Here is a 19,913-nt window from a genome sequence, read left to right on the forward strand (position 1 = left end):
CCGGTCAGGCGCAGGGCGGACGGTAGGGCACGTTCGGGGCGTGACGGTGCCAGACGGATTCGGTGAGCGCGTCGCCGGTGGCGGCGCAGAGCCGTGCGGCGACCTGCTCGGGGTCCAGCTCCCAGACCCCGAGCTGGCCGTTGTCGGTGATCACGATGAGCTGTTCGCCGCCGGGGTGCACGACCACCCGGCGATTGCGCCCGTCGGCGGGCCCGATCGGCCCGGCACTCTTGCGTGGTGCGCGCGGGTCGTCGATGGACCACAGCACGGTCGTGCCGTCGTCGCTGGACAGGGCGACGCTGTTGCCGCCGACCTCGGTGGACAGCGCGATGATCGGCGACATCTCGGTGCGGATCCGGTCGGTGAGCGGCCTGATCGGGCCGGGCTCCCCGGCCGCCAACAGCCGGAAGTTGTCGAACTCCGTCACGATCATCGTGCGGTTGTCGGGTAGCAGGTGGGACGGCTGGAAGTTCGTCGTGGTGCGGGTGTCCACGGTGCCGATCAGTCGCGGATGGTCCGGGTCGGCGAGGCTCCAGACCTGGCGCAGGTACGGCTGCGCGCTCTCGCCCGGGTCGTAGGACGTGGTCTCGAGCCGGTCGCCGTCGGCGGCGAAACGGCCCGAGGTGAACGTCCCGTGTGTCGTGGTGATCGGGACTCCCCGGCGCACCGGCGCGGCCCGATCGGTGACGTCCCACATCTGGAGCGAGGAGCCGTGGATCACCATCATCCGATCGCCCTCGACGATCGATTCCGTGGTGTCGTCGGCGGGCCACGGAGCCAGCGGGCGCGGGGTCGTCGGGTCGTCGAGGTCGAACACGAGGCGCTGAGCGATGTACTGGTCGTGAACCGAGAGCGTCCGTCCGTCGGAACTCAGCGCCGGGTCCGACCGGCCCGGCGCACCGGCGATCGTGGCCAGCCGGACCGGGTGCCGGGGGTCACCGGTGTCCCAGATCGCGATGGACCCGTTGCCGGACAGCACGGCCATCCGGTCGCCCGCCCGATCGAAGATGGGGGTGAAGGCCGAGTGCGGTGCCGTGGTGACGATCGATCGGGGCATCGTCCAGAGGCGCAGGGATCCGTCGTTGCCTGCCCCGGCCAGCAGCGGCGTGCCGGGCAGGACGATGAGCGAGCGCGGGCCGCTGTCGCAGACCGAGGCCACGGCCTGCAAGCAGGGACCGGGACTCACCGCCAGCGGTGGCGCGGCTTGCTCCGGCTGGGCCGGATCGGTGATGTTCCACAGGCGGCCCGCGTCGGCGGAGCTCGTCGCGAGCACGGTGCCGTTCTCGGCGAAGGCGATCGACTGCAGGACGTCGTTGTCGACCCGGAAGGGGGAGCCGTGTCTGCGGGGACGGCCGGGGTCGGTGACCTGCCAGAGTTCGACCCGGCTCGATTGCGGGCCGGCGGGGTCGGCCGATCCGTAGGTGCCGACGGCCAGCATCGCGCTGTCCGGGCTGAACGCGAGGTCGCGGAAATGGTCACTGCCGGGGATGACGATCGGTGCCCCGACCGGCCGGGCCGCCACCGGATCACGGACGTCCCACAGCTGCACGACATCGGGCGCCCCGGTGTCGAACACGAGTCTGCCGATGGCGAGCAGGGCGCCGTCGGGGCTGAACTCAACGACGGATTGCACGTGCGCGGAGCCGTCACCGGGCAGGGTGATGCTGCGCACGGGACCCGGCCGCGCCCCGAGGGACCAGAACGTCACCGTCGTCGCGTCCGACTCGACGAGGTGGGTGCCGCGCGGACTGATCGCCATCGACTGCCGCCGTGCGGGTGTCAGGGTCTGGAGCAGCCGTGGTGACCGTGGCTGGGCGAAGTCCCACCACTGCAGGCCGGACGGCCCGTTGGTGACCGCGCCGGTGCCGCCGGGGACGAAGGCCAGCACGTCGATGGGGACCGCGAAGTCGGACTCGATCCGGCGCGGCCGTCGCGGGTCGGTGGTGTCCCAGAAGAGGGCCTTGCGTGTGAGATCGATGGAGACCAGCAGCCCGTCCGCCGGGCGGGCGACCAGCGTGTCGACCTGTTGGTCGTGGGCGGGAACCGTGACCGAGAGCGGCAACTCCTGGCTGTTGAGCAGCTGGGTCCGGGTGGCCGGGTCGGGGCGCATCCGGAACGCGGCCAGCGACAGCTGCGCCGACAGCGACGGATCGCCGGTCCTGGTCCGCTGGGCCGCGGCGACCAGCTCGGTGTAGTCGCGGTCCGCGGTGCGCTGATCGGCGAGCTTGCCGCGATCCCAGGCGACCACCCCGGTGGCCAGCAGCGCGATCACGACGGCCCCGGCCCCGACTCGCCAGCGCCGCCCGAGCCGGGCCGATCGCCCCGAGGCGGCGAGGAAGGCGCGGGCGCGCGGGCTGGTCGCGGTGCCGAGGGTGTGCTCACTCGCGCTGTCGAGCCGGGTGCCGCGATAGAGCAGCGCGGGATCGCGGGCGGCCACTTCCCATTCGGTGGCGTCGGTCTCGAGCCGCTGCCGGACCAGGTGCCCGACCCGATCGGTATCGATCCATCCGCGCAGCCGGGGCCAGGCGGTCAGCACGATCTCGTGGGAGAACTGGACCGAGTCCGCGTCCAGGGAGAGCAGCCTGCTCGCGGCGAGCACATCGAGTGCCTGTGCCGCGGCGCCGGAATCGGCACTGCGCGCGAGCAATTCGGTACGGCCGACGACGCGCCGGGTATCGCGCGCGTCCTGCCCGACGGTGACCAGCGAGCCGAGCAGTTCCTGGGCGGCGTCCTGCTGGGCCGGGGTGAGTTCGCTCCACGCCAGTTCGGCGGTCTCGGCGACCGACCCAGCCACCGCGCCCGCCTTGCGATATCCGGAGACCGTGAGTTTGCGCCCCTCCCGCTGCTGCCACGTCGCGGCCATCACGTGCGAGAGCAGCGGCAGGGCACCGGGGTCGTAGCCGTCGGTGCCGGCGTGCGCGCCGAGCCCGCGCAGCTCGGTCAGCACCAGCTCTTCCAGGCCCTGTTCGAGGGTGAGACCGGCGGCGGCCGCCGGACCGCTGATCGCGCGCGAGACTTCCTCCATCGACATCGGGCCGAGCAGATAGTCGTTGTGCTGCAGGCTGTTCCGCAGGATCGGATGGTGCAGGCAGCGCTCGTAGAAGTCGGCGCGCAGCGCGAGGACGACGGTGAGCGGATCGTGCGGACGGGTGGTCAGCGCGGCGAGCGCGGTCAGGAACGCCGAGCGTTCGGACTCGTCCGGGCAGAGGGTGAACAGCTCCTCGAACTGGTCGACGACGAGGACCCGGAGGTCGTCGGTCAGCGCGTCGGCCAGCCCGGCGGTCGGTGCCGTACCCGGTGTCATGGTGGCCGACGGCAGGTCGAGGGCCGGGCGCAGGCCGGCGGCCAGCAGCGAGGACTTGCCCGCGCCCGAGGCGCCGATCAGCACCACGATGCCGATGGTGGCGCGGACCAGGTCGACGAACGCGGTGGTGGCCTGTTCGCGCCCGAAGAACAGCGCGCGCTCCTCGGCCCGGAAGGCCCGCAGACCCGGGTAGGGGCAGGTGTCGCCCTCGCCCGCTGCCGCTGTCCAGGTCACCGATTCCTGCCACAGGCGGCGCCATTCGTGCGGGTCGGCGAGCCTGCGCGGCAGTTGGTGCTGGGCCTTCTCGGTCAGGTCGACCAGCGTCAGGATCACCGGCAGCAGCGATTCGAAGCGGGCGGGCACGTTGCGCCCGGCCTTCCAGTCGCTGATCCGCTGCGCCGACGGTGTGCCCGCCTGGGTGTTGCGCATGCGCCGTTCGGTGGCGGCGGCGACGCGACGCAGGGTCGGATTGCCCGCCGCGGCATAGAGTTCGGCGAAGCGCTGCGCGAAAACCGCACGCGGCGAAGAACCCTCCGGATCACTGATGGCCAAGGCACCCCCGTTCGGTGAAAACGACCGAGGGGAATGATATTTGGTGCATCGGGACCCGGCGCGCCGCCGGGTCCCGATCCGGTCAGAGGAACATGGTGTCGCCGAAGACCGAGTTGGTCGCGCTCACCTGCGGCGTGGTCGCGGTCACCGTGGCCCAGGAGTAGATGTTGAGCGGGCCACCGCAGTCGCCGACCATCAGGTGGAAGTCACGGTTCACCAGGTAGGTGGTGCCCGCGCCGAGCGGCATGCTCCCCACATCGATCTTCTTGATCTCGCCGGGTGCCAGCGAGAGGTTCAGATCGAGCCCCGCCGAGATCGACGGACCGATGTCGGCCGACGCGTCCGGTCCCGACGAGCCGAACCCGATGGTGGCCCCCGCGCTGACCGAGACCCCACCGTCGAGTCCCACCGTCAGTGTCACGTCCACCGCGCAGGCGACGAGGTAGCCGGACTCGAGCGTGCCGCTCGCCCCGGCGGGCGCCGTCACGTACGCGGTGTTGTCGAGGAACACCTCCCGGTTGGTCGGCATGGCGTTGAGCGCGGGCACCTGCCGGTAGGACTGATCGGTGTGGCCGAGGGTCAGTTCGAAGCCGGCGGGTCCGTGATAGGTCGTCTCGTGCGGGGCTATCGGTGTCGCCGACGCGACGGGAGCGATCCCGACGGTGGCCGCGGCGATGGCGGTGGCACCCAGCACGGTGGTGATGATGTTCAACGTTCCTCCCCTGTTCGAAGGCCGCTGTTTCCGGCCCGTCATCAAGGTAGGAATCCGACCTGTGCCGAGGCTGCCGCCGCACCCGTTCCGGAGGTGATAACCGCAGGTGAGAGTGCTGTGACCGGTTGTCCGGTCCGGACAGCAATCCGCACCGGACAGGCCGGAATCGGGTCGGATCACCGCCGACGGATGCGCGGCGGCACGGCCAAGGCGACCGCCTGCGCGTGCCGGTCGGCCCGGTCGGCGCGAAAGCGGCAAGATCAGGGAGATTCCCGATGCCGGGGGCCGGGCGAGCGTGCCAGTATCGAAGGATGGATCCGTCTGTTCCCGCCCGCGCCGCCCAGGGGTCGGCCCCGCACGGGTACGGCGCCGCCCCGGGGAACGACGTCACGACACCGACGAGCCCGGCCGCGTCGGTCGCACCCGCGCGGTATGGGCAGGCGTCCGGCGGTGGCGCGCGCTACGCGCCGCCACCGGTCGCCGGCGCGCCCCGCTACACCAGCGGCCCCGGTGCCGCGATGAATCCCGGCGGACACCGGACCGCGAAGGGGCCGCAGCGATTCGTCGCGCGGGCGCTCGGCAACGGCCAGACCGTCTACGGCACGCCGCACCCTTACGTTCCGCAGCCGCAGTATCGCCCCGCGCCCGGCTATTACCCCGCGGGATACCCGGCGCCGTCGGGGTACGGCGTGCCGCGCGGCTATCGGCCGGGCATGCTGCCGACGCCGGGTCCCGAGCCCGTCGGCGCGCCGCTGCCGCCGACCCCGCGACTGGTCCGCCGGACCGGTGGCCGGGTGGTCGGTGGTGTCGCCGGTGGGCTGGCCGATCATCTCGGCGTCGACGTGTTCAAGGTGCGGATGGCGTTCGTGCTGCTGTCGGCCCTGGTCGGTGCGGGCCTGGTGGCCTACGGCCTGCTGTGGATCTTCACCCCGGGCGGCGACGACGCGGCCAAGCCGACCGGCGACGAGCGCAGGCAGGCAATCGGGCTCGCCCTGCTCGGCCTCGGCCTCGCGGTGACCGTCGGCTGGTTGTTCCAGGGCACCGCCGCGAAGGTGATCGCCCCGATCGTGGTGGTCGCGGTCGGCGCCGCGCTGGTCTGGCGCGAGTACGACGTCGCCGCGCCGGGCCCCCGCGCGCTGTTCGGCCTGCCCGCGCGACCGTCGGTGGTCACCTGGTCGCGGATCGTGGCCGGGGCGACGCTGATCGTGGTCGGTCTCGGCGTGGTGGTGCTGGCCAGGATCGACCTGAGTTCGCTCGGGTCGGCGTTGATCGCGGTCGCGGTCACGCTGGTCGGCGCGGGCCTGCTGACGGTGCCGCTGTGGCTGCGCATGGTGCGCGCGCTCAATGCCGAGCGCGGCGCCCGCATCCGCAACGAGGAGCGCGAGGAGATCGCCTCGCACCTGCACGATTCGGTACTGCAGACCCTCGCGCTGATCCAGCGGCAGGCCGAGGACCCGCAGGAGGTCCTGCGCCTGGCCCGCAGCCAGGAACGCGAGCTGCGCAAATGGCTGTTCGACGACACCGCCCCCGCCCAGTCCAGTCTGGCCGCCGCGCTGCGCACCATCGCGGGCGAGGTGGAGGACCAGCACGGGGTGAAGGTCACCCCGGTGACCGTCGGCGATGTCGCGATGGACCCCGGCGACACCGGCGCGGGCCTGCCGAAGGAACACTTCACCGCCCTGCTCGGCGCCAGCCGGGAAGCGCTGGTCAACGCGGCCAAGCACGCGGGCGTCCCGGAGATCGACCTGTTCGCCGAGACCGAACCGCATCAGGTGAGCATCTTCGTCCGCGACCGTGGCGCCGGTTTCGACACCTCGGCCGTGCCCGCCGACCGGCGCGGTGTCGCGAAGTCGATCTGCGCCCGCGTCGAACGCCGCGGCGGCACCGCCGTCATCGACTCGACCATCGGCCGCGGCACCGAGGTGCGCATCGTGATGCCGCGCTCGGACTCCGGCACCACCGAGCCCGATCCAGCGGTAGCCGCGGACACGGGCGATGCACCACTCCCGCCCGAGGCGTGAGCCCCCGCGTCGACCGAGGCGGTGGCACGCTGTTCGACCGTGCCACCGGCTCGTGCGCGGGCCGTCGAAGCCGCGGACCGGTGACACCTCGATGGCACCGGAACGGCTGCCGCCGAGCGCATTCGAGGGCGCTCTGCCCTCGGTCCGCGACGACATTCACGGTTGTGTGGTACCGATGAGACCAAGTCGATCGCCGGTGGGATGAGAGTGAGCTGTCAGTGAGTGTTCGGGTGTTCCTGGTCGACGATCACGCGGTGTTCCGGTCGGGCGTGCGCGCCGAGCTGAGCCGCGAGACCGACATGGAGGTCGTCGGCGAGGCGGGCGCGGTGGCCGAGGCGGTCGCGGGGATCGATGCGGCGAAGCCGGATGTGGTGCTGCTGGACGTGCACATGCCCGACGGTGGCGGTGTCGCGGTGCTGACCGGGATCGCCGACGGCCCGGTATGCCTGGCGCTGAGTGTGTCCGATGCCGCCGAGGACGTGATCGCGGTGATCAGGGCGGGCGCGCGCGGGTACGTCACCAAGACCATCTCCGGCGCCGAACTGGCCGACGGCATCCGGCGCGTCGCCGGCGGGGACGCCGTGTTCAGCCCGCGGCTGGCCGGTTTCGTCCTCGACTCGTTCACCGGCCGCTCCCCGGTCCCCGAGCCACCGCTCGATCCCGAGCTGGACTCGCTCACCCCGCGTGAGCTCGAGGTCCTGCGCCTGCTGGCTCGCGGCTACACCTATCGCGAGATCGCCGAAACCCTGTTCATCTCGGTGAAGACCGTGGAAACCCACGCCTCGAACGTGCTCCGCAAGACCCAGCAGTCCAATCGCAACGCGCTGACCCGATGGGCCCACCGCCGCCGGATCGAGTGATCACATCACCGCGATGATGATCGCGATGAGGATGACCAGGCCGATCAGCACGCCCGCGCCGATGGCCAGCGGGGCGCCGTTGGGCAGGTTGTCGACGAAGCTGCCGCTGCGCTGGGCCGGTGCCTGGGCGGCGGCCAGCGGGGCGCGCTGCGGGCGCGGCAGCGGTGCGGAATGCGGGCTGCGCAGGCCGCTGGCGGAGTTGCGGGCCGCCCAGGACGGAATGGTGCCGTCCTCGGTGCGCAGCGGCACGCCGAGGATGTAGGCGGCGGTGCCGGGGCCGAAGGCGGCGGTGAGGATCTCGTCGCGCGCCTGGGCCATCGTGGGGCGGCGCTGCGGCGCCGGTTCGAGCATGTGCAGCAGCGGCTGGGTGAGGATGCCGCTGCGGCTGGGCGGGATGATCCGGCCCATCGCGGCCCGGGTGACGACATCGTTCTCGTCGTCGTCGAAACCGAACGGCGGCTGACCCTCCAGCGCGGTGTAGAGGGTCGCGCCGAGGGAGAACACGTCGCTGGCCTCGGTGGGCTGGGCGCCGCGGGCGACCTCGGGCGGCAGGTAGGCGGGGGTGCCGGTGATGGTGCCTTCCGGGTCGTCGCCGTGGGTGTCGCCCGCGCCGCGGGAGATGCCGAAGTCGCTGAGCTTGGCCTTGCCGAGATCGGGACCGCGATCGGCGACGAGGATGTTGCCCGGCTTGATGTCGCGGTGCACGATGCCCGCGGCGTGCGCGGCGGCGAGCGCGTCGGCCACCTGCGCGCCGATCTGGGCGACCTCGACCGCGGGCAGCGTGTCGAACAGCGTGAGCGCCTTGGCCACGCTGCGCGAGGGTAAGTACTCCATGACGAGCCAGGGTTCACCCGCCTCGATCACCACGTCGTAGACGGCGATCGCGTGCTCGTGCGACAGCTTGGCGGCCACCCGGCCCTCGTGCACGATGCTGCTGCGGATGCGCTCGGCCTCGGCCTCGCTCAATCCGGCCGTGGAGAGCACCTGCTTGATCGCGACTTCCCGGTTCAGCAACCGGTCCGTCGCGAGCCAGACCGCACCCATGCCACCGCCGCCCAATTTCGACTGCAGGCGGTAGCGACCCGCGACGAGGTAGTCGGGGCCGATATGGGGGCGAGCACGTTCGGTCACGGGTGCGAGGGTAGTCGAATATGCCGATGACTGGCCGGTATCACCACGCGCGGGTATAAGGGGCCCCGCTGTGGACACGGGCCGGGGGTGGGTGTCACCCTGGTCGCGATCGAACGTATATTCGAATACGATCGATAGCTGAAACGGTGCTGCCGTTCCGGCGCTGGGCGGTTCTCCGCTCGCGGGTCCATCGTGGAAGTAGGTGGTGTTGATGGGTTCGGATGCGTTGTCGCCCGAGGTGGCGGCCCGCGCGCGCACGCTCGACGAATTGCGCAGGCGGATGGCCGCGGTGCCCGGCCGTGGCGAGTCCGCCACCGGTCACATCCCCCGTGAACAGCCCTTACGTCGCGATCTGCTGCCGGTGCCCGCACCGCTCGCCGAGCTGTTGCCCGACGGCGGATTGCCCAAGGGCGCCGTGGTCGCCTATACCGGCGCGCACTCGCTGCTGTCCGGTCTGCTCGCCGCGGTGACCGGCGGCGGTGGCCACGCCGCGGTGGTCGGACTGCCCCGGCTGGGTTTGCTGGCCGCCGCCGAGATGGGCGCGCAGCTGTCCCGGCTGGCGGTGATCGCCGACCCCGGCCCCGATCCGGGCGAGGTGGCCGCCGTCCTGCTCGACGGCCTCGATCTGGTCGTCCTCGGGCTCGACGGCGTGGTCGTTCCACCCGCCCGCTGCCGGGTCCTCGCCGCCCGCGCCCGCAACCGCGGTGCCACCCTGGTCGTCGCGGGCGGAACCTGGGCCGATCCGACCCTGCGCCTGGACACCCGCGTCACCGGCTACCGCGGTCTCGGCGCAGGCCGCGGCCGCCTGCGCTCGGTCTGCCTGGACGTGCTCGTCAGCGCCAAGGCGGGCCCACCCCGGCACGGCCGGATAGACCTGTGCGCCAGGGCCGGTCGCACCGAATGGCTCGCCCGCGAAGCGGAGAACCGCGCCGCGGCCGACGTGCGGGAGGCCGTGTCGTGACCGGCCGGCGGTGGCCGACCGGTCAGGCGCCGATCGCCTGCCCGCCTGCCCCGCCGAGCACTGGTCACCGGACGGCGGCTCCTCCGGTCACGGTGTGTCCCATAGGCTCCGGAACGGCACCGGCCTCGATCGGTGGTTCCGTGCCCGCCGGCATCCGACCGGGGCGGTTCCTGTCCCGACGGTGGACGCCGACCGGTCGTGACCGTCTGGCGGTCGGTGTTCGAGCCGGTGGCAGACGATGACACGGGCAGAGCGTGTCCTGGCGCTGCTGTGTCCCGACTGGCCCGCGGTGGCGGCGGCCGCGGTGGCCGGGGTGCCCGCGGATCGTCCGGTGGCGGTGCTGCACGGGAACCGGGTGGTGTCGTCGTCGGCGATCGCCAGGGCCGAGGGTGTGCGCGCGGGCGTGACTCGCCGGGAAGCCCAGTCGCGCTGCCCCGATCTGGTTGTCGCCCAGGCTGATCCGGACCGGGATGCCCGCCTGTTCGAGCCGATCGCCGGAGCGGTCGACGCGACGGTGCCCGGCGTCGAAGTGCTGCGCCCGGGTCTGCTGGTGCTCGGAGCACGGGGCGCCACCAGGTTCTTCGGCTCCGAGGAGGCGGCGGCGGTCGAGCTGATCGACGCCGTGGCGGTGGCGGGTGCCGAGGCGCAGATCGGCATCGCCGACGCCGTGTCGACCGCGGTGCTCGCGGCCCGCCGCGCCGCGTTCGTCCCGGTCGGCGACGGCGCCCGCTATCTGGCGCCGCTCCCGGTGGCCGAGCTGGCGGCCGAACCCGCGCTGGCGCCACCGGAACGCGCCGACCTGGTCGATCTGTTGCACCGCTTGGGATTACGCCGCGTCGGCGACTTCGCCCGGCTCACCCCCGCCGAGGTGGCTTCGCGCTTCGGCGCCGACGCGGTGCTGGCCCACCGCGTCGCCCGCGGCCTGCCCGAACGACCGCCCTCGGCGCGGCGCCCACCGCCGGAACTGAGCGTCGACCTCGACTGCGATCCGCCGATCGACCGGGTCGACGCCGCCGCGTTCGCCGGTCGCACCCTCGCGACCCAGCTGCACACCGCCCTCACCGCCGCGGGCGTGGCCTGCACCCGGCTGGCCGTCACCGCGCGCACCGAGGCGGGGGAGGAGCTCTCGCGGATCTGGCGCTGCGCGCGCCCGCTCACCCCGCCCGACACCGCCGACCGCATCCGCTGGCAGCTCGACGGCTGGCTCACCCACCGCGATCGGCCGACCGCTCCGATCGTCGCGCTGCGCCTGGAACCGGTCGAGGTGGTCGCCGCAGGCGAGCTGCAACTCGGCCTCTGGGGCGGGGAGGGCGAGGAGACCGAACGGGCCCGCCGCGCGCTGGTCCGGGTGCAGGGCCTGCTCGGTGGTGAGGCGGTGCGCGTCGGGGTGCTCAGCGGCGGGCGCGGGCCCGCCGAGCGGATCACCATGATCGCCCTTGGCGACGAACTCACCCCGGCCGCCGACCCGTCCCAGCCCTGGCCCGGCCGGCTCCCCGAACCGGCGCCGACGCTGCTGCTCCTGCACCGCCCCACCGTGCACCTGACCGCCGCCGACGGCACCGCCGTCGAGGTCACCGATCGCGGCCTGTTCACCGCCGACCCCGCCCGCCTGCACTGGGGTCGCAGGCAGTGGGCGCTGCTCGGCTGGGCGGGTCCGTGGCCGGTGGACGAGCGCTGGTGGGCCGCTGCCGAGCAGGTGGGTCCGGCCGCCCGCGCCCAGGTCCAGCTCGACGCCGAACCCACCGAGATCAGGGCCGTCCTGCTCGTCTACGACGCCGCCGCCTGGCACGCCGAGGGCGTCTACGAATGAGCTGCCGGACCCGGGCTGTACCGAGAACCTTGGTACTAGGATGACCCCATGTCTGTCCCGCACGGCGAGCGGCCCGACCTCCCGGAACAGATGACCTGGGAGGAACTGGAACTACTGCCCGACGACATCGCCGCTCAGATCGAACTGTGGGAAGGCCGTGTCGTGTGGGTCCGGCGCGGTCCGCTCGAACATCAGGTATTCACGATGCGACTGACCAGCGCACTCGAACAGGCAGCACGCAAAGACCTGTCCGCGCACCCGGAACGATGCTGGCGGGTCGCACTGGAGACGAACGTGTTCCTCGGTGCTACGGGGAAAGCAGATTTTGTGACGCCCGACTTTCTCGTCGTCCGGTGTTTGCCTTCGCCCTATCAGGATGTGCGCGGCGCCGATGTCGTTCTTGCCGGTGAGGTGCTGTCTCCGGCGAACCGGCAGGTCGATATCGAGTCCAAGAAGGCGCGCTACGCTTCGGCGGGGATCCCTTGGTACTGGGAAGTGGCGTTGTCGCGAACTGTCAGCGCGATCGATACGGTGCGTGCCTACGTGCTCGAAACTCATCCTGGTGAGTTGCCGCCGGGAGTTCGCCCGCTGCGATCGGCCAACTATCTGCTCGCCGGGGAGTGGTCGCCTGCAGATGAGCACGGCGTCGAGATCGACTTTCCGTTCCCGGTCCGCATCCCGTGGACAGACCTCACGTTCTGACAGCACGAAGGCGGACCGGGGACACCGGGTCATGAGCCCGACAATTGCGACTGCGGCCTAGAACACAGGGTGCCCTTACCGGCGGGGCCGGAATCGGCTCTACAGTGAAACGACGCCTGTTCCGGATCGGCCGGACATCGGTCGCGGAAGGAGCCGTCATGAACCCGTTCGAGAGCATGTCGTGCTCGGTGGCCGCGACCGGCCTGTCCCTGCTCGGCACCGCGGCCCACGTCACCGGCTGGCTGTGCGTCGAGCATCCCGGCGCCTGGGGTCACGACGTGCTCGGTGACGAGGTGCTCGGCCCGGAGATCACCGCCGAACTGGCCGCGCGCACCACCGCGGCGAAGGTCCGGCCGACCCTCATCCGCCGCCCCGGCCGCAACGAGTTCACCGGCACCCGCACCGTCCTGCTGGTCAGCTCGCGTCCCGAGGGCTCCTGGTGCGAGCGGTTCGAGATCACCGACCTGCGTCAGCTCCTCGACATCGACCTGCATCTCGTCGACGGCCCGCCGCCGGGAATCGGTGTGCGCGTGGACGATCCGCTGGTCCTGGTGTGCGCGCACGGCAAACGCGACCAGTGCTGCGCCCGGCTCGGCCGCCCGATCGCCGCCACCCTGGGCGCCGCCCATCCCGACCGCGTCTGGGAGGCCTCGCACACCGGCGGTCACCGCTTCGCCCCCGCCGTCGTCCTGCTGCCGTCCGGTCTCACCTACGGCCGGGTCGACGCCGCGGCCGCCGAGTCCATGCTCGCCGCCGCCGACACCGGCGCCGTCTCGCTCACCGGCCTGCGCGGCCGCAGCTGCTACGACCCGATCGGTCAGCTCGCCGAAGTCGCTGTCCGCGAACGGTTCCCGGCGCTGCCCGCCGACGCGCTGGTCGTCGAGCCCGACCCGAACCACACCGACGACCCGACCCTGGCCGGCGCCGCCATCGTCACCCACCGCGACGGCCGCCGCTGGCGCGTCACCGCCCGCACGGTGCCCGCCCCGCCCCGCCAGGCCAGCTGTGGCGGCGCGCCGAAACCGGCCACCTCCCTGGAAACCGCCGCGGTGGAAGAACTGTCAGTGCAGGCGAACCGGTAGCTCGGTCAGCCCGCGGATGAGCGTGCTCGCCTGATACCGCGGATCTTTCGCGCCGGGGGCGAGGGTCAAGCCGGGGCAGCGGGCCAGCAGCGTGGTGAACGCGATCTCGGCCTCCAGGCGGGCCAGCGGCGCGCCGACGCAGAAATGGATGCCGTGGCCGAAGGCCAGGTGGCCGCTCGCCGCGCCGTCGACCCGGAGAGCGTCGGGGTCGGGGAAACGCTGTGGGTCGCGGTTGGCGCCGACGAGCGCGACGTGCACGAACTCGCCCGCGGGAATCTCGATGTCGCCCACCGTGATCGGCTCGGCTGTCACCCGCTCGGTCGACATGTTCACCGGACCGTCGAAGCGCAGGAACTCCTCGATCGCGGCGGGCACGCCGGCGGGATCGTCGCGCAGCGCCCGCCACTGCTCGGGTGCGCGCAGGAGCGCGAGCGTGCCGTTGCCGATCAGGTTGACGGTGGTCTCGTGCCCGGCGACGAGCAGCAGGAACGCCATCGCCACCAGCTCCTGGTCGGTGAGCCGGTCGCCGTCGTCGTCGGCCAGGACCAGCCGCGAGAGCAGATCGTCGGCGGGCCGCTCCTGCTTGGCGCGCACCAGCTCCGACAGATAGGCGTGCATCTCGATCGCGGCGGTGGCGCCGTCCTGGGTGAGCCGGTGCACGCCGACGAGCAGCCTGGTCCAGGCCTGGAAACGGTCGCGGTCCGCGAACGGCACGCCGAGCAGCTCGCAGATCACCGCCACGGGAAGCGGATTGGCGAAGACGGCCATCAGATCCACTTCGTCCTCGGCGGCGAACCCGTCGAGCAGCGCGTCGGTGATCTCCTGGATGCGCGGCCGCAGCCCCGCCACCTGCCGGGTGGTGAAGGCCTTGTTCACCAGTTTGCGTAGCCGGGTGTGACCCGGCTCGTCGGTATTGAGCATGTGATCGGACAGCACCAGCGCCCGGCTGTCGACCAGCGTGCCGGTCCGGTTCGCCATGATCGCCGCGAGTTCCTCGATGCCCTTGTGCAGCCGAGGGTCCGCCAGCAGCGCCCGCCCCACCGCGTAGTCGACCACCACCCACCGGACGATGTTGTCCCGAAACCGAACCCGATGCGCGATCCCGCGCGCCCGCCACCGCCGATAGTAGGAATGCGGATCGTCGTAGAAATCGCTACCGATGGTCTCGACCGTCGCAGGGCCCGAGTGCTTCGCCGCCATACTCCCAGGTTACGCCGCCACCGCGGCCGCGGAACCGAGCAATCGAACGAATTCTATTGGGACACAATAGGTTCGGCGCGACTCACCAGTGCGTACCCGGCACCCAGCGCGCGGCGCGTCGCAGGGCGCTGCCGGTGGCCTTGCGCGCCGGTGACTTCGGTTTCGGCGCGGGACGGGGTGCCGCCGGTTCGTCGGCCGGTTCGGTCGGGTCGACCGATTCGCCCTTGGCGGCGGGGGAGTCGGGCAGGGCGCGGTAGTAGCGGTGCAGGATGCGGTCGCGGAGTTTGGGGGTGAGCAGGGCGCCGTATTCGGCGAAGGTGCCGAGTGGGACATCGATGCGCTTGGGGCGCTCGGTGAGGGCGCGGACGATGGTGGCGGCGGCCCACTCCGGTGACTCGGAGGGGCCCTGGTCGCCGCTCGGGGCGATCATCGGGGTGCGCACCAGCGGCATGTGGATGGTGGTGAAAGTGACGCCGTCGGCGAGGGTTTCGATGGCGGCGACCTCGGTGAACTTGTCCAGCGCGGCCTTGCTGGCGAGGTAGGCGGAGAAGCGCGGGGTGGCGACCTGCACGCCGGCGCTGGAGATGTTGACGATGTGGCCGAAGCCGCGTTCGCGCATCTGCGGCAGCAGCGCCAGCGTCATCCGCAGCGCGCCGAAGTAGTTGACCGCCATGGTGCGTTCGAAGTCGTGCATGCGGTCGGTGGAGCGGTGGATGGCGCGCCGGATGGAGCGGCCCGCGTTGTTCACCAGCATGTCGACGTGGCCGTGCTGGTCGAGGATCGCCTTGACGGTCGACTCGACGGACTCGGCGTCGGTGACATCGCACTGATAGCCGTAGGCCCGGCCGCCCGCGGCGACGATCTCGGCGACCACGGCGCCCAGTTCGTCGCCGCGGCGGGCGAGGAGGAAGACGACGGCGCCCTTGTCGGCGACCGCCAGCGCGGCGGCCCGCCCGATCCCGGACGACGCGCCTGTGATCACGACATGGCTGCCGGTCAGATCGTGCCGCCGCCGACCGCGCCGACCCTGGGCGCCGGAAGAAACCTGTGACATCACTGCTCCTTTGCAGCTCGTTCCCTCGAACTTACTCCAAAGTAAGTTCCGGTACCAGGTCTGGCGGAAAACTCGAAAATATGTTCGAACCCCTCTCGCCAATATTCGAACGTATGTGCGATACTGGGTCGCATGGCGGACGATCGGATGGCGGATATCTATGCCGCGGTGCGGCTCGGCGGTGGCGACCCGGATGCGGCGCGCGCGGCGCTGACCAGGCTCTGGGACGAGGTAGGGGAAGGCGGCGACCCGTTGCATCGCTGCGTGATCGCACATCACCTGGCGGATGTGCAGGAGTTGCCGGAGGGCGCGCTGCTCTGGGATCAGCGGGCCCTGGCCGCGGTGTTCGGGCCGGGCATCCCGCTGGACGAGGGGCTGCGCGGGTTCCTGCCCTCGCTGTATCTGAATCTGGCCGACAGTCACCGCCGCGTCGGTGATTTCGAGATGGCGCGCATGCAGCTGGCCATCGCGCGCGGGCACCTGGACGTGCTCGCCAACGATGCCTACGGCGCGGTGATCCGGTCGGGTCTGGGGCATGTGGAGGCCGCGCTGGAATCGCGATCGATGGAGCGTTTGCCCGCGAGTTGAGGGGTCGGGCAACCGCGCTCGAGTGGGAGGTGAAGGTGATGCGGGGGCCGTGAGAGGAGTGGGTGCGTGGGCTGGAGCAACGGTCCGCCGACCTGGTCGGAGCTGGAACGGGTGCTGTCGGGCAAGCCGTCGCGCCGTCCCGCCGCGCAGATGCATCCCGGCGACGGCGGTGACAGCCCCGCCTGGTCGCGCAAACGCGGTGCGTACGAGGCGGACTCGATCGCCAGGCCCACCGCGCCGACGGTGCCCTTCGCCGAGCTGCACGCCCACTCCGCCTACAGCTTCCTCGACGGCGCGAGTCAGCCGGAGGAGCTGGTGGAGGAGGCGGTGCGGTTAGGGCTGGAGGCGCTCGCGCTCACCGATCACAACGGGTTCTACGGGACCGTCCGGTTCGCCGAGGCGGCCAGAGAATGGGGAATGCCAACGGTTTTCGGTGCCGAACTGTCACTGGGAACCGATGCGGAGGCGGCGCCTGGCCGAGGGGATGCGGTCAGGCGCCGTTCTGTTCCCCGGGGTGGCTTACGGCCCATCGGCGATCCCCGGGGTGCGGCCGGCGGGCACGAGAACGCCCCGGACGCGCTGCCGCGCACGGGAACTCCCGACCCGAACGGACCGCACCTGCTGGTGCTGGCGCGCGGGCAAGAGGGGTATCGCCTGCTGTCGCGGCAGATGTCGGCGGCGCACATGGCGGCCGGGGAGAAGGGCGTCCTGCGCTACGACCTCGATACGCTCACCGCCGCGGCGGCCGGGCACTGGCACATCCTGACCGGATGCCGGAAGGGGCATCTGCGCCTGGCCATGGAACAGGACCTGCGCGCGGGCGCCACGCGGCTGCCGAAAGCCGAAGCGGCGTTGCGCGAGCTGATCGAGCGCTTCGGCGCCGACCGGGTGAGCGTCGAACTCACTCACCACGGCATCGCCACCGACGACGAGCGCAACGAGTACCTGGTCGCGCTCGCCGACCGTCTCGGGCTGCCGGTCCTGGCGTCCACCGGCGCGCATTTCGCCTCGCCCGCGCAGCGTCGCCGGGCCATGGCGCTGGCCGCGATCCGGTCCAGGAGCAGCCTCGACGCGATGGCGGGCTGGCTCCCGTCCACCGGCGGCGCGCATCTGCGGTCCGGCGCGGAGATGGCCGCGCTGTTCGCCGAGTATCCACACGCGGTGGCCAACGCGGTGGAACTGGCCCGCGAGTGCGCCTTCGACCTGCGCCTGATCGCCCCGAAACTGCCGCCGTTCGACGTTCCCGCCGGGTACGACGAGGACTCGTGGCTGCGCGAGCTGAGCTATCGCGGCGCGGCGCGGCGCTATGGTCCGCCGGAGCGGAATCCGAAGGCGTACGCGCAGATCGAGCACGAGCTCGCGGTGATCGAGAAGATGACCTTCCCCGGGTACTTCCTGGTGGTGCACGACATCGTCGACTTCTGCAAGGACAACGACATCCTGTGCCAGGGCCGGGGCTCGGCCGCCAACTCCGCGGTCTGCTACGCCATCGGCATCACCAATGTCGATCCGGTGGGTAACGACCTGCTGTTCGAACGCTTCCTGTCCACCGAGCGCGACGGCCCGCCCGACATCGACGTCGACATCGAATCCGATCGGCGCGAGGAGGCCATTCAGCACGTCTACGCCAAGTACGGCCGCGACTACGCCGCCCAGGTTGCCAACGTGATCACCTATCGCGGCAAGTCCTCGGTGCGCGATGCCGCACGGGCGCTGGGCTTCTCGCCGGGTCAGCAGGACGCCTGGAGCAAACAGGTGAGCCGCTGGTCGGGGGTGTCGGCGGAGCGGGGCACCGATATCCCGGCGCCGGTGCTCGAGCTCGCCGGCGAACTCGACGGCCTGCCCCGGCATCTGGGCATCCACTCCGGCGGCATGGTGATCTGCGATCGGCCGATCGCCGACGTGTGCCCGGTGGAGTGGGCGCGCATGGCCGGGCGCAGCGTCTTGCAGTGGGACAAGGACGATTGCGCCGCCGTCGGTTTGGTGAAGTTCGACCTGCTCGGTCTCGGCATGCTCTCGGCGCTGCACTACATGATCGACCTGGTGCGCGAGCACAAGGGCGAGACGGTCGAACTGCACGCGCTCGATCTCGCCGAACCCGCCGTCTACGAGATGCTGCAGCGCGCCGACTCGATCGGGGTGTTCCAGGTGGAGTCGCGCGCGCAGATGGCGACGCTGCCCCGGCTGAAGCCGCGCACCTTCTACGATCTGGTGGTGGAGGTGGCGCTGATCCGGCCCGGCCCCATCCAGGGCGGGTCGGTGCACCCGTACATCCGCAGGCGGAACAAGCTGGAGAGGGTCGTCTACGACCATCCGGCGCTGAAGAATTCACTCGAGCGCACGCTGGGCGTTCCGCTGTTCCAGGAGCAGCTGATGCAGATGGCGGTCGATGTCGCCGGGTTCAGCGCCGCCGAAGCCGACCAGCTGCGCCGCGCCATGGGCTCCAAGCGCTCACCGGAGAAGATGGAACGGCTCAAGGACCGCCTCTACCAGGGCATGCGCGACCTGCACGGCATCACCGGCGACACCGCCGACCGCATCTACGAGAAGCTCTACGCCTTCGCCAATTTCGGCTTCCCGGAAAGTCATTCGCAGAGCTTCGCCTCGATCGTGTTCTATTCGTCCTGGTTCAAGCTGCACCATCCGGCCGCGTTCTGCGCCGGACTGCTGCGCGCCCAGCCGATGGGCTTCTACTCCCCGCAGTCGCTGGTCGCCGACGCCCGCCGCCACGGTGTGCGCGTGCACGGGCCCGACATCAACGCCAGCCTGGCCGAGGCCACCCTGGAGAACATGGGCACCGAGATCCGGCTCGGCTTGGCCGGCGTCCGCCACATCGGCGCCGCCCTCGCCGACCGCATCGTCGCCCAGCGCACCGAGGCGGGCCAGTACACGTCGATGCTCGACCTCACCGGACGCGTGGAACTGACTGTCGCCCAGGCGGAGTCACTCGCCACCGCGGGTGCGCTGGACCGCCTGGTCGACACGATATCCGGGTCCGACGAGCAGCGACTCCGCAGTGCCGCGGCGCGGCGTGCCCCGGCCGGGGCGAGTCGGGCCGCCGCGGTCGACGATGCCACGCCGGTGGAGCGAGCGGGTGAGACGGTGCGCGTACCGCCGGATTCGGCCGCTCGGGCGGATGAGCGCCCGGTCACCGGGCGTGGCAGCAGCGTGCGCCGGGCCGCGCTGTGGGCCGCCGGTGCCGCGGCGGGTGAGCGTCCGCACCTCCTGCCCGGTACCGGCCCGGCGACCGTCGCCCCGTCCCTACCCGGCATGAGCGCACTCGAACTCGCCGCCGCCGACGTCTGGGCCAGCGGCATCTCACCCGGCAGCTATCCCACCGAATTCCTGCGCGCGCACCTGAACTCGCTCGGTGTCGTCCCGGCCGCCGACCTGCTGCTCGTCGAAGACGGCACCCGCATCCTGGTCGCGGGCGCGGTCACCCATCGGCAGCGTCCCGCCACCGCGGCGGGCGTCACCTTCCTCAATCTGGAAGACGAGACCGGCATGGTCAATGTCGTTTGTTCGGTGGGTCTCTGGGCCCGCTACCGCCGACTGGCCCAGAACGCGACCGCCCTGCTGATCCGCGGCCGGGTCCAGAACGCCGAGGGCGCGGCCAGTGTCCTCGCCGACCACCTCGAACACCTCGACCTCACCATCGCCGCCCGCTCCCGCGACTTCCGTTGAACCACTGCTGAATCGATGCCGGACATCCGGGAGTCGCTGCGGTATCAAGGAAGTGGAGCATCGAATCGTGGGGGCCACATGTCGCACTCCGAACTGAACACCCTGTCGGTGACCTACCGGCAGGGCTACCACTGGGCCGTGGTGGATCTGCTGGCATCGCTGCCATCGATCGTGCTGAGCGGTTGGCTGCTGGTGGGAACCGCGGCGCTGCCGGCGAACTGGGTTGCGGTGCTGGTCGCCGTGCTGTGGGCG

The 19,913-nt window shown here is 71.6% G+C and carries 13 protein-coding genes; 8 read left to right on the plus strand and 5 right to left on the minus strand.

Translation table 11 applies throughout. The features are described from left to right. Positions 1–4: 4 nt before the first annotated feature. Positions 5–3,856 carry an nSTAND1 domain-containing NTPase gene (locus NV348_RS21410; RefSeq protein ID WP_447148485.1) on the minus strand — a complete coding sequence of 1,284 codons (3,852 nt, stop codon included), beginning with the start codon at positions 3,854–3,856 and terminating at the stop codon, positions 5–7. An 82-nt stretch (positions 3,857–3,938) separates the two neighbouring features. Beyond that, positions 3,939–4,568 (minus strand): MspA family porin, encoded by a 630-nt coding sequence (locus NV348_RS21415; protein ID WP_447148486.1) that lies wholly within the window; start codon positions 4,566–4,568, stop codon positions 3,939–3,941. A gap of 713 nt (positions 4,569–5,281) precedes the next feature. Here NV348_RS21415 and NV348_RS21420 point away from each other — a divergent pair. Together NV348_RS21420 and NV348_RS21425 are read left to right on the plus strand one after the other, a co-directional pair. Next, a complete protein-coding gene (locus NV348_RS21420) occupies positions 5,282–6,589 on the plus strand; it encodes an ATP-binding protein (protein WP_447151113.1) in 1,308 nt (435 codons plus the stop codon). Between the two features lie 218 nt (positions 6,590–6,807). Then, positions 6,808–7,449, plus strand: a complete 642-nt coding sequence (locus NV348_RS21425; RefSeq protein WP_374104838.1) for a response regulator — start codon at positions 6,808–6,810, stop codon at positions 7,447–7,449. Here NV348_RS21425 and NV348_RS21430 read toward each other — a convergent pair whose 3' ends face one another. Next, on the minus strand, positions 7,450–8,580 hold the full coding sequence (locus NV348_RS21430; RefSeq protein ID WP_218717327.1) for a serine/threonine-protein kinase: 1,131 nt from the start codon (positions 8,578–8,580) through the stop codon (positions 7,450–7,452). A gap of 211 nt (positions 8,581–8,791) precedes the next feature. Here NV348_RS21430 and imuA' point away from each other — a divergent pair, with 211 nt between their 5' ends. From imuA' to NV348_RS21450, 4 genes are all read left to right on the plus strand, one after another. Next, positions 8,792–9,541, plus strand: coding sequence for a DnaE2-dependent mutagenesis accessory factor ImuA' (gene imuA', locus NV348_RS21435; RefSeq protein WP_447148487.1), 750 nt, complete (start codon positions 8,792–8,794; stop codon positions 9,539–9,541). A gap of 238 nt (positions 9,542–9,779) precedes the next feature. Further along, entirely contained in the window at positions 9,780–11,351 is a 1,572-nt protein-coding gene (locus tag NV348_RS21440; protein ID WP_447148488.1) for a DNA polymerase Y family protein, read from the plus strand. 90 nt (positions 11,352–11,441) lie between these two features. Beyond that, positions 11,442–12,053: a Uma2 family endonuclease gene (locus tag NV348_RS21445; protein ID WP_447148489.1), complete on the plus strand. Its 612-nt coding sequence runs from the start codon at positions 11,442–11,444 to the stop codon at positions 12,051–12,053. Positions 12,054–12,211: 158 nt separating this feature from the next. Further along, on the plus strand, positions 12,212–13,135 hold the full coding sequence (locus NV348_RS21450; protein ID WP_447148490.1) for a ferredoxin family protein: 924 nt from the start codon (positions 12,212–12,214) through the stop codon (positions 13,133–13,135). On the opposite strand, the gene NV348_RS21455 is transcribed toward NV348_RS21450, so the two are convergent. Both NV348_RS21455 and NV348_RS21460 read right to left on the minus strand, forming a co-directional pair. After that, a complete protein-coding gene (locus tag NV348_RS21455) occupies positions 13,115–14,335 on the minus strand; it encodes a cytochrome P450 family protein (protein ID WP_447148491.1) in 1,221 nt (406 codons plus the stop codon). The genes NV348_RS21450 and NV348_RS21455 overlap by 21 nt on opposite strands. Positions 14,336–14,417: 82 nt before the next feature. Beyond that, positions 14,418–15,389: an SDR family NAD(P)-dependent oxidoreductase gene (locus NV348_RS21460; protein ID WP_447148492.1), complete on the minus strand. Its 972-nt coding sequence runs from the start codon at positions 15,387–15,389 to the stop codon at positions 14,418–14,420. 132 nt (positions 15,390–15,521) lie between these two features. Between NV348_RS21460 and NV348_RS21465 the strand changes: the two genes are divergently transcribed. Next, positions 15,522–15,977, plus strand: a complete 456-nt coding sequence (locus NV348_RS21465; protein ID WP_447148493.1) for a hypothetical protein — start codon at positions 15,522–15,524, stop codon at positions 15,975–15,977. Positions 15,978–16,043: 66 nt separating this feature from the next. Next, positions 16,044–19,661: an error-prone DNA polymerase gene (locus tag NV348_RS21470; RefSeq protein ID WP_447148494.1), complete on the plus strand. Its 3,618-nt coding sequence runs from the start codon at positions 16,044–16,046 to the stop codon at positions 19,659–19,661. The last annotated feature ends 252 nt before the right edge of the window (positions 19,662–19,913 follow it).

Source organism: Nocardia fodinahabitans (assembly GCF_052983615.1).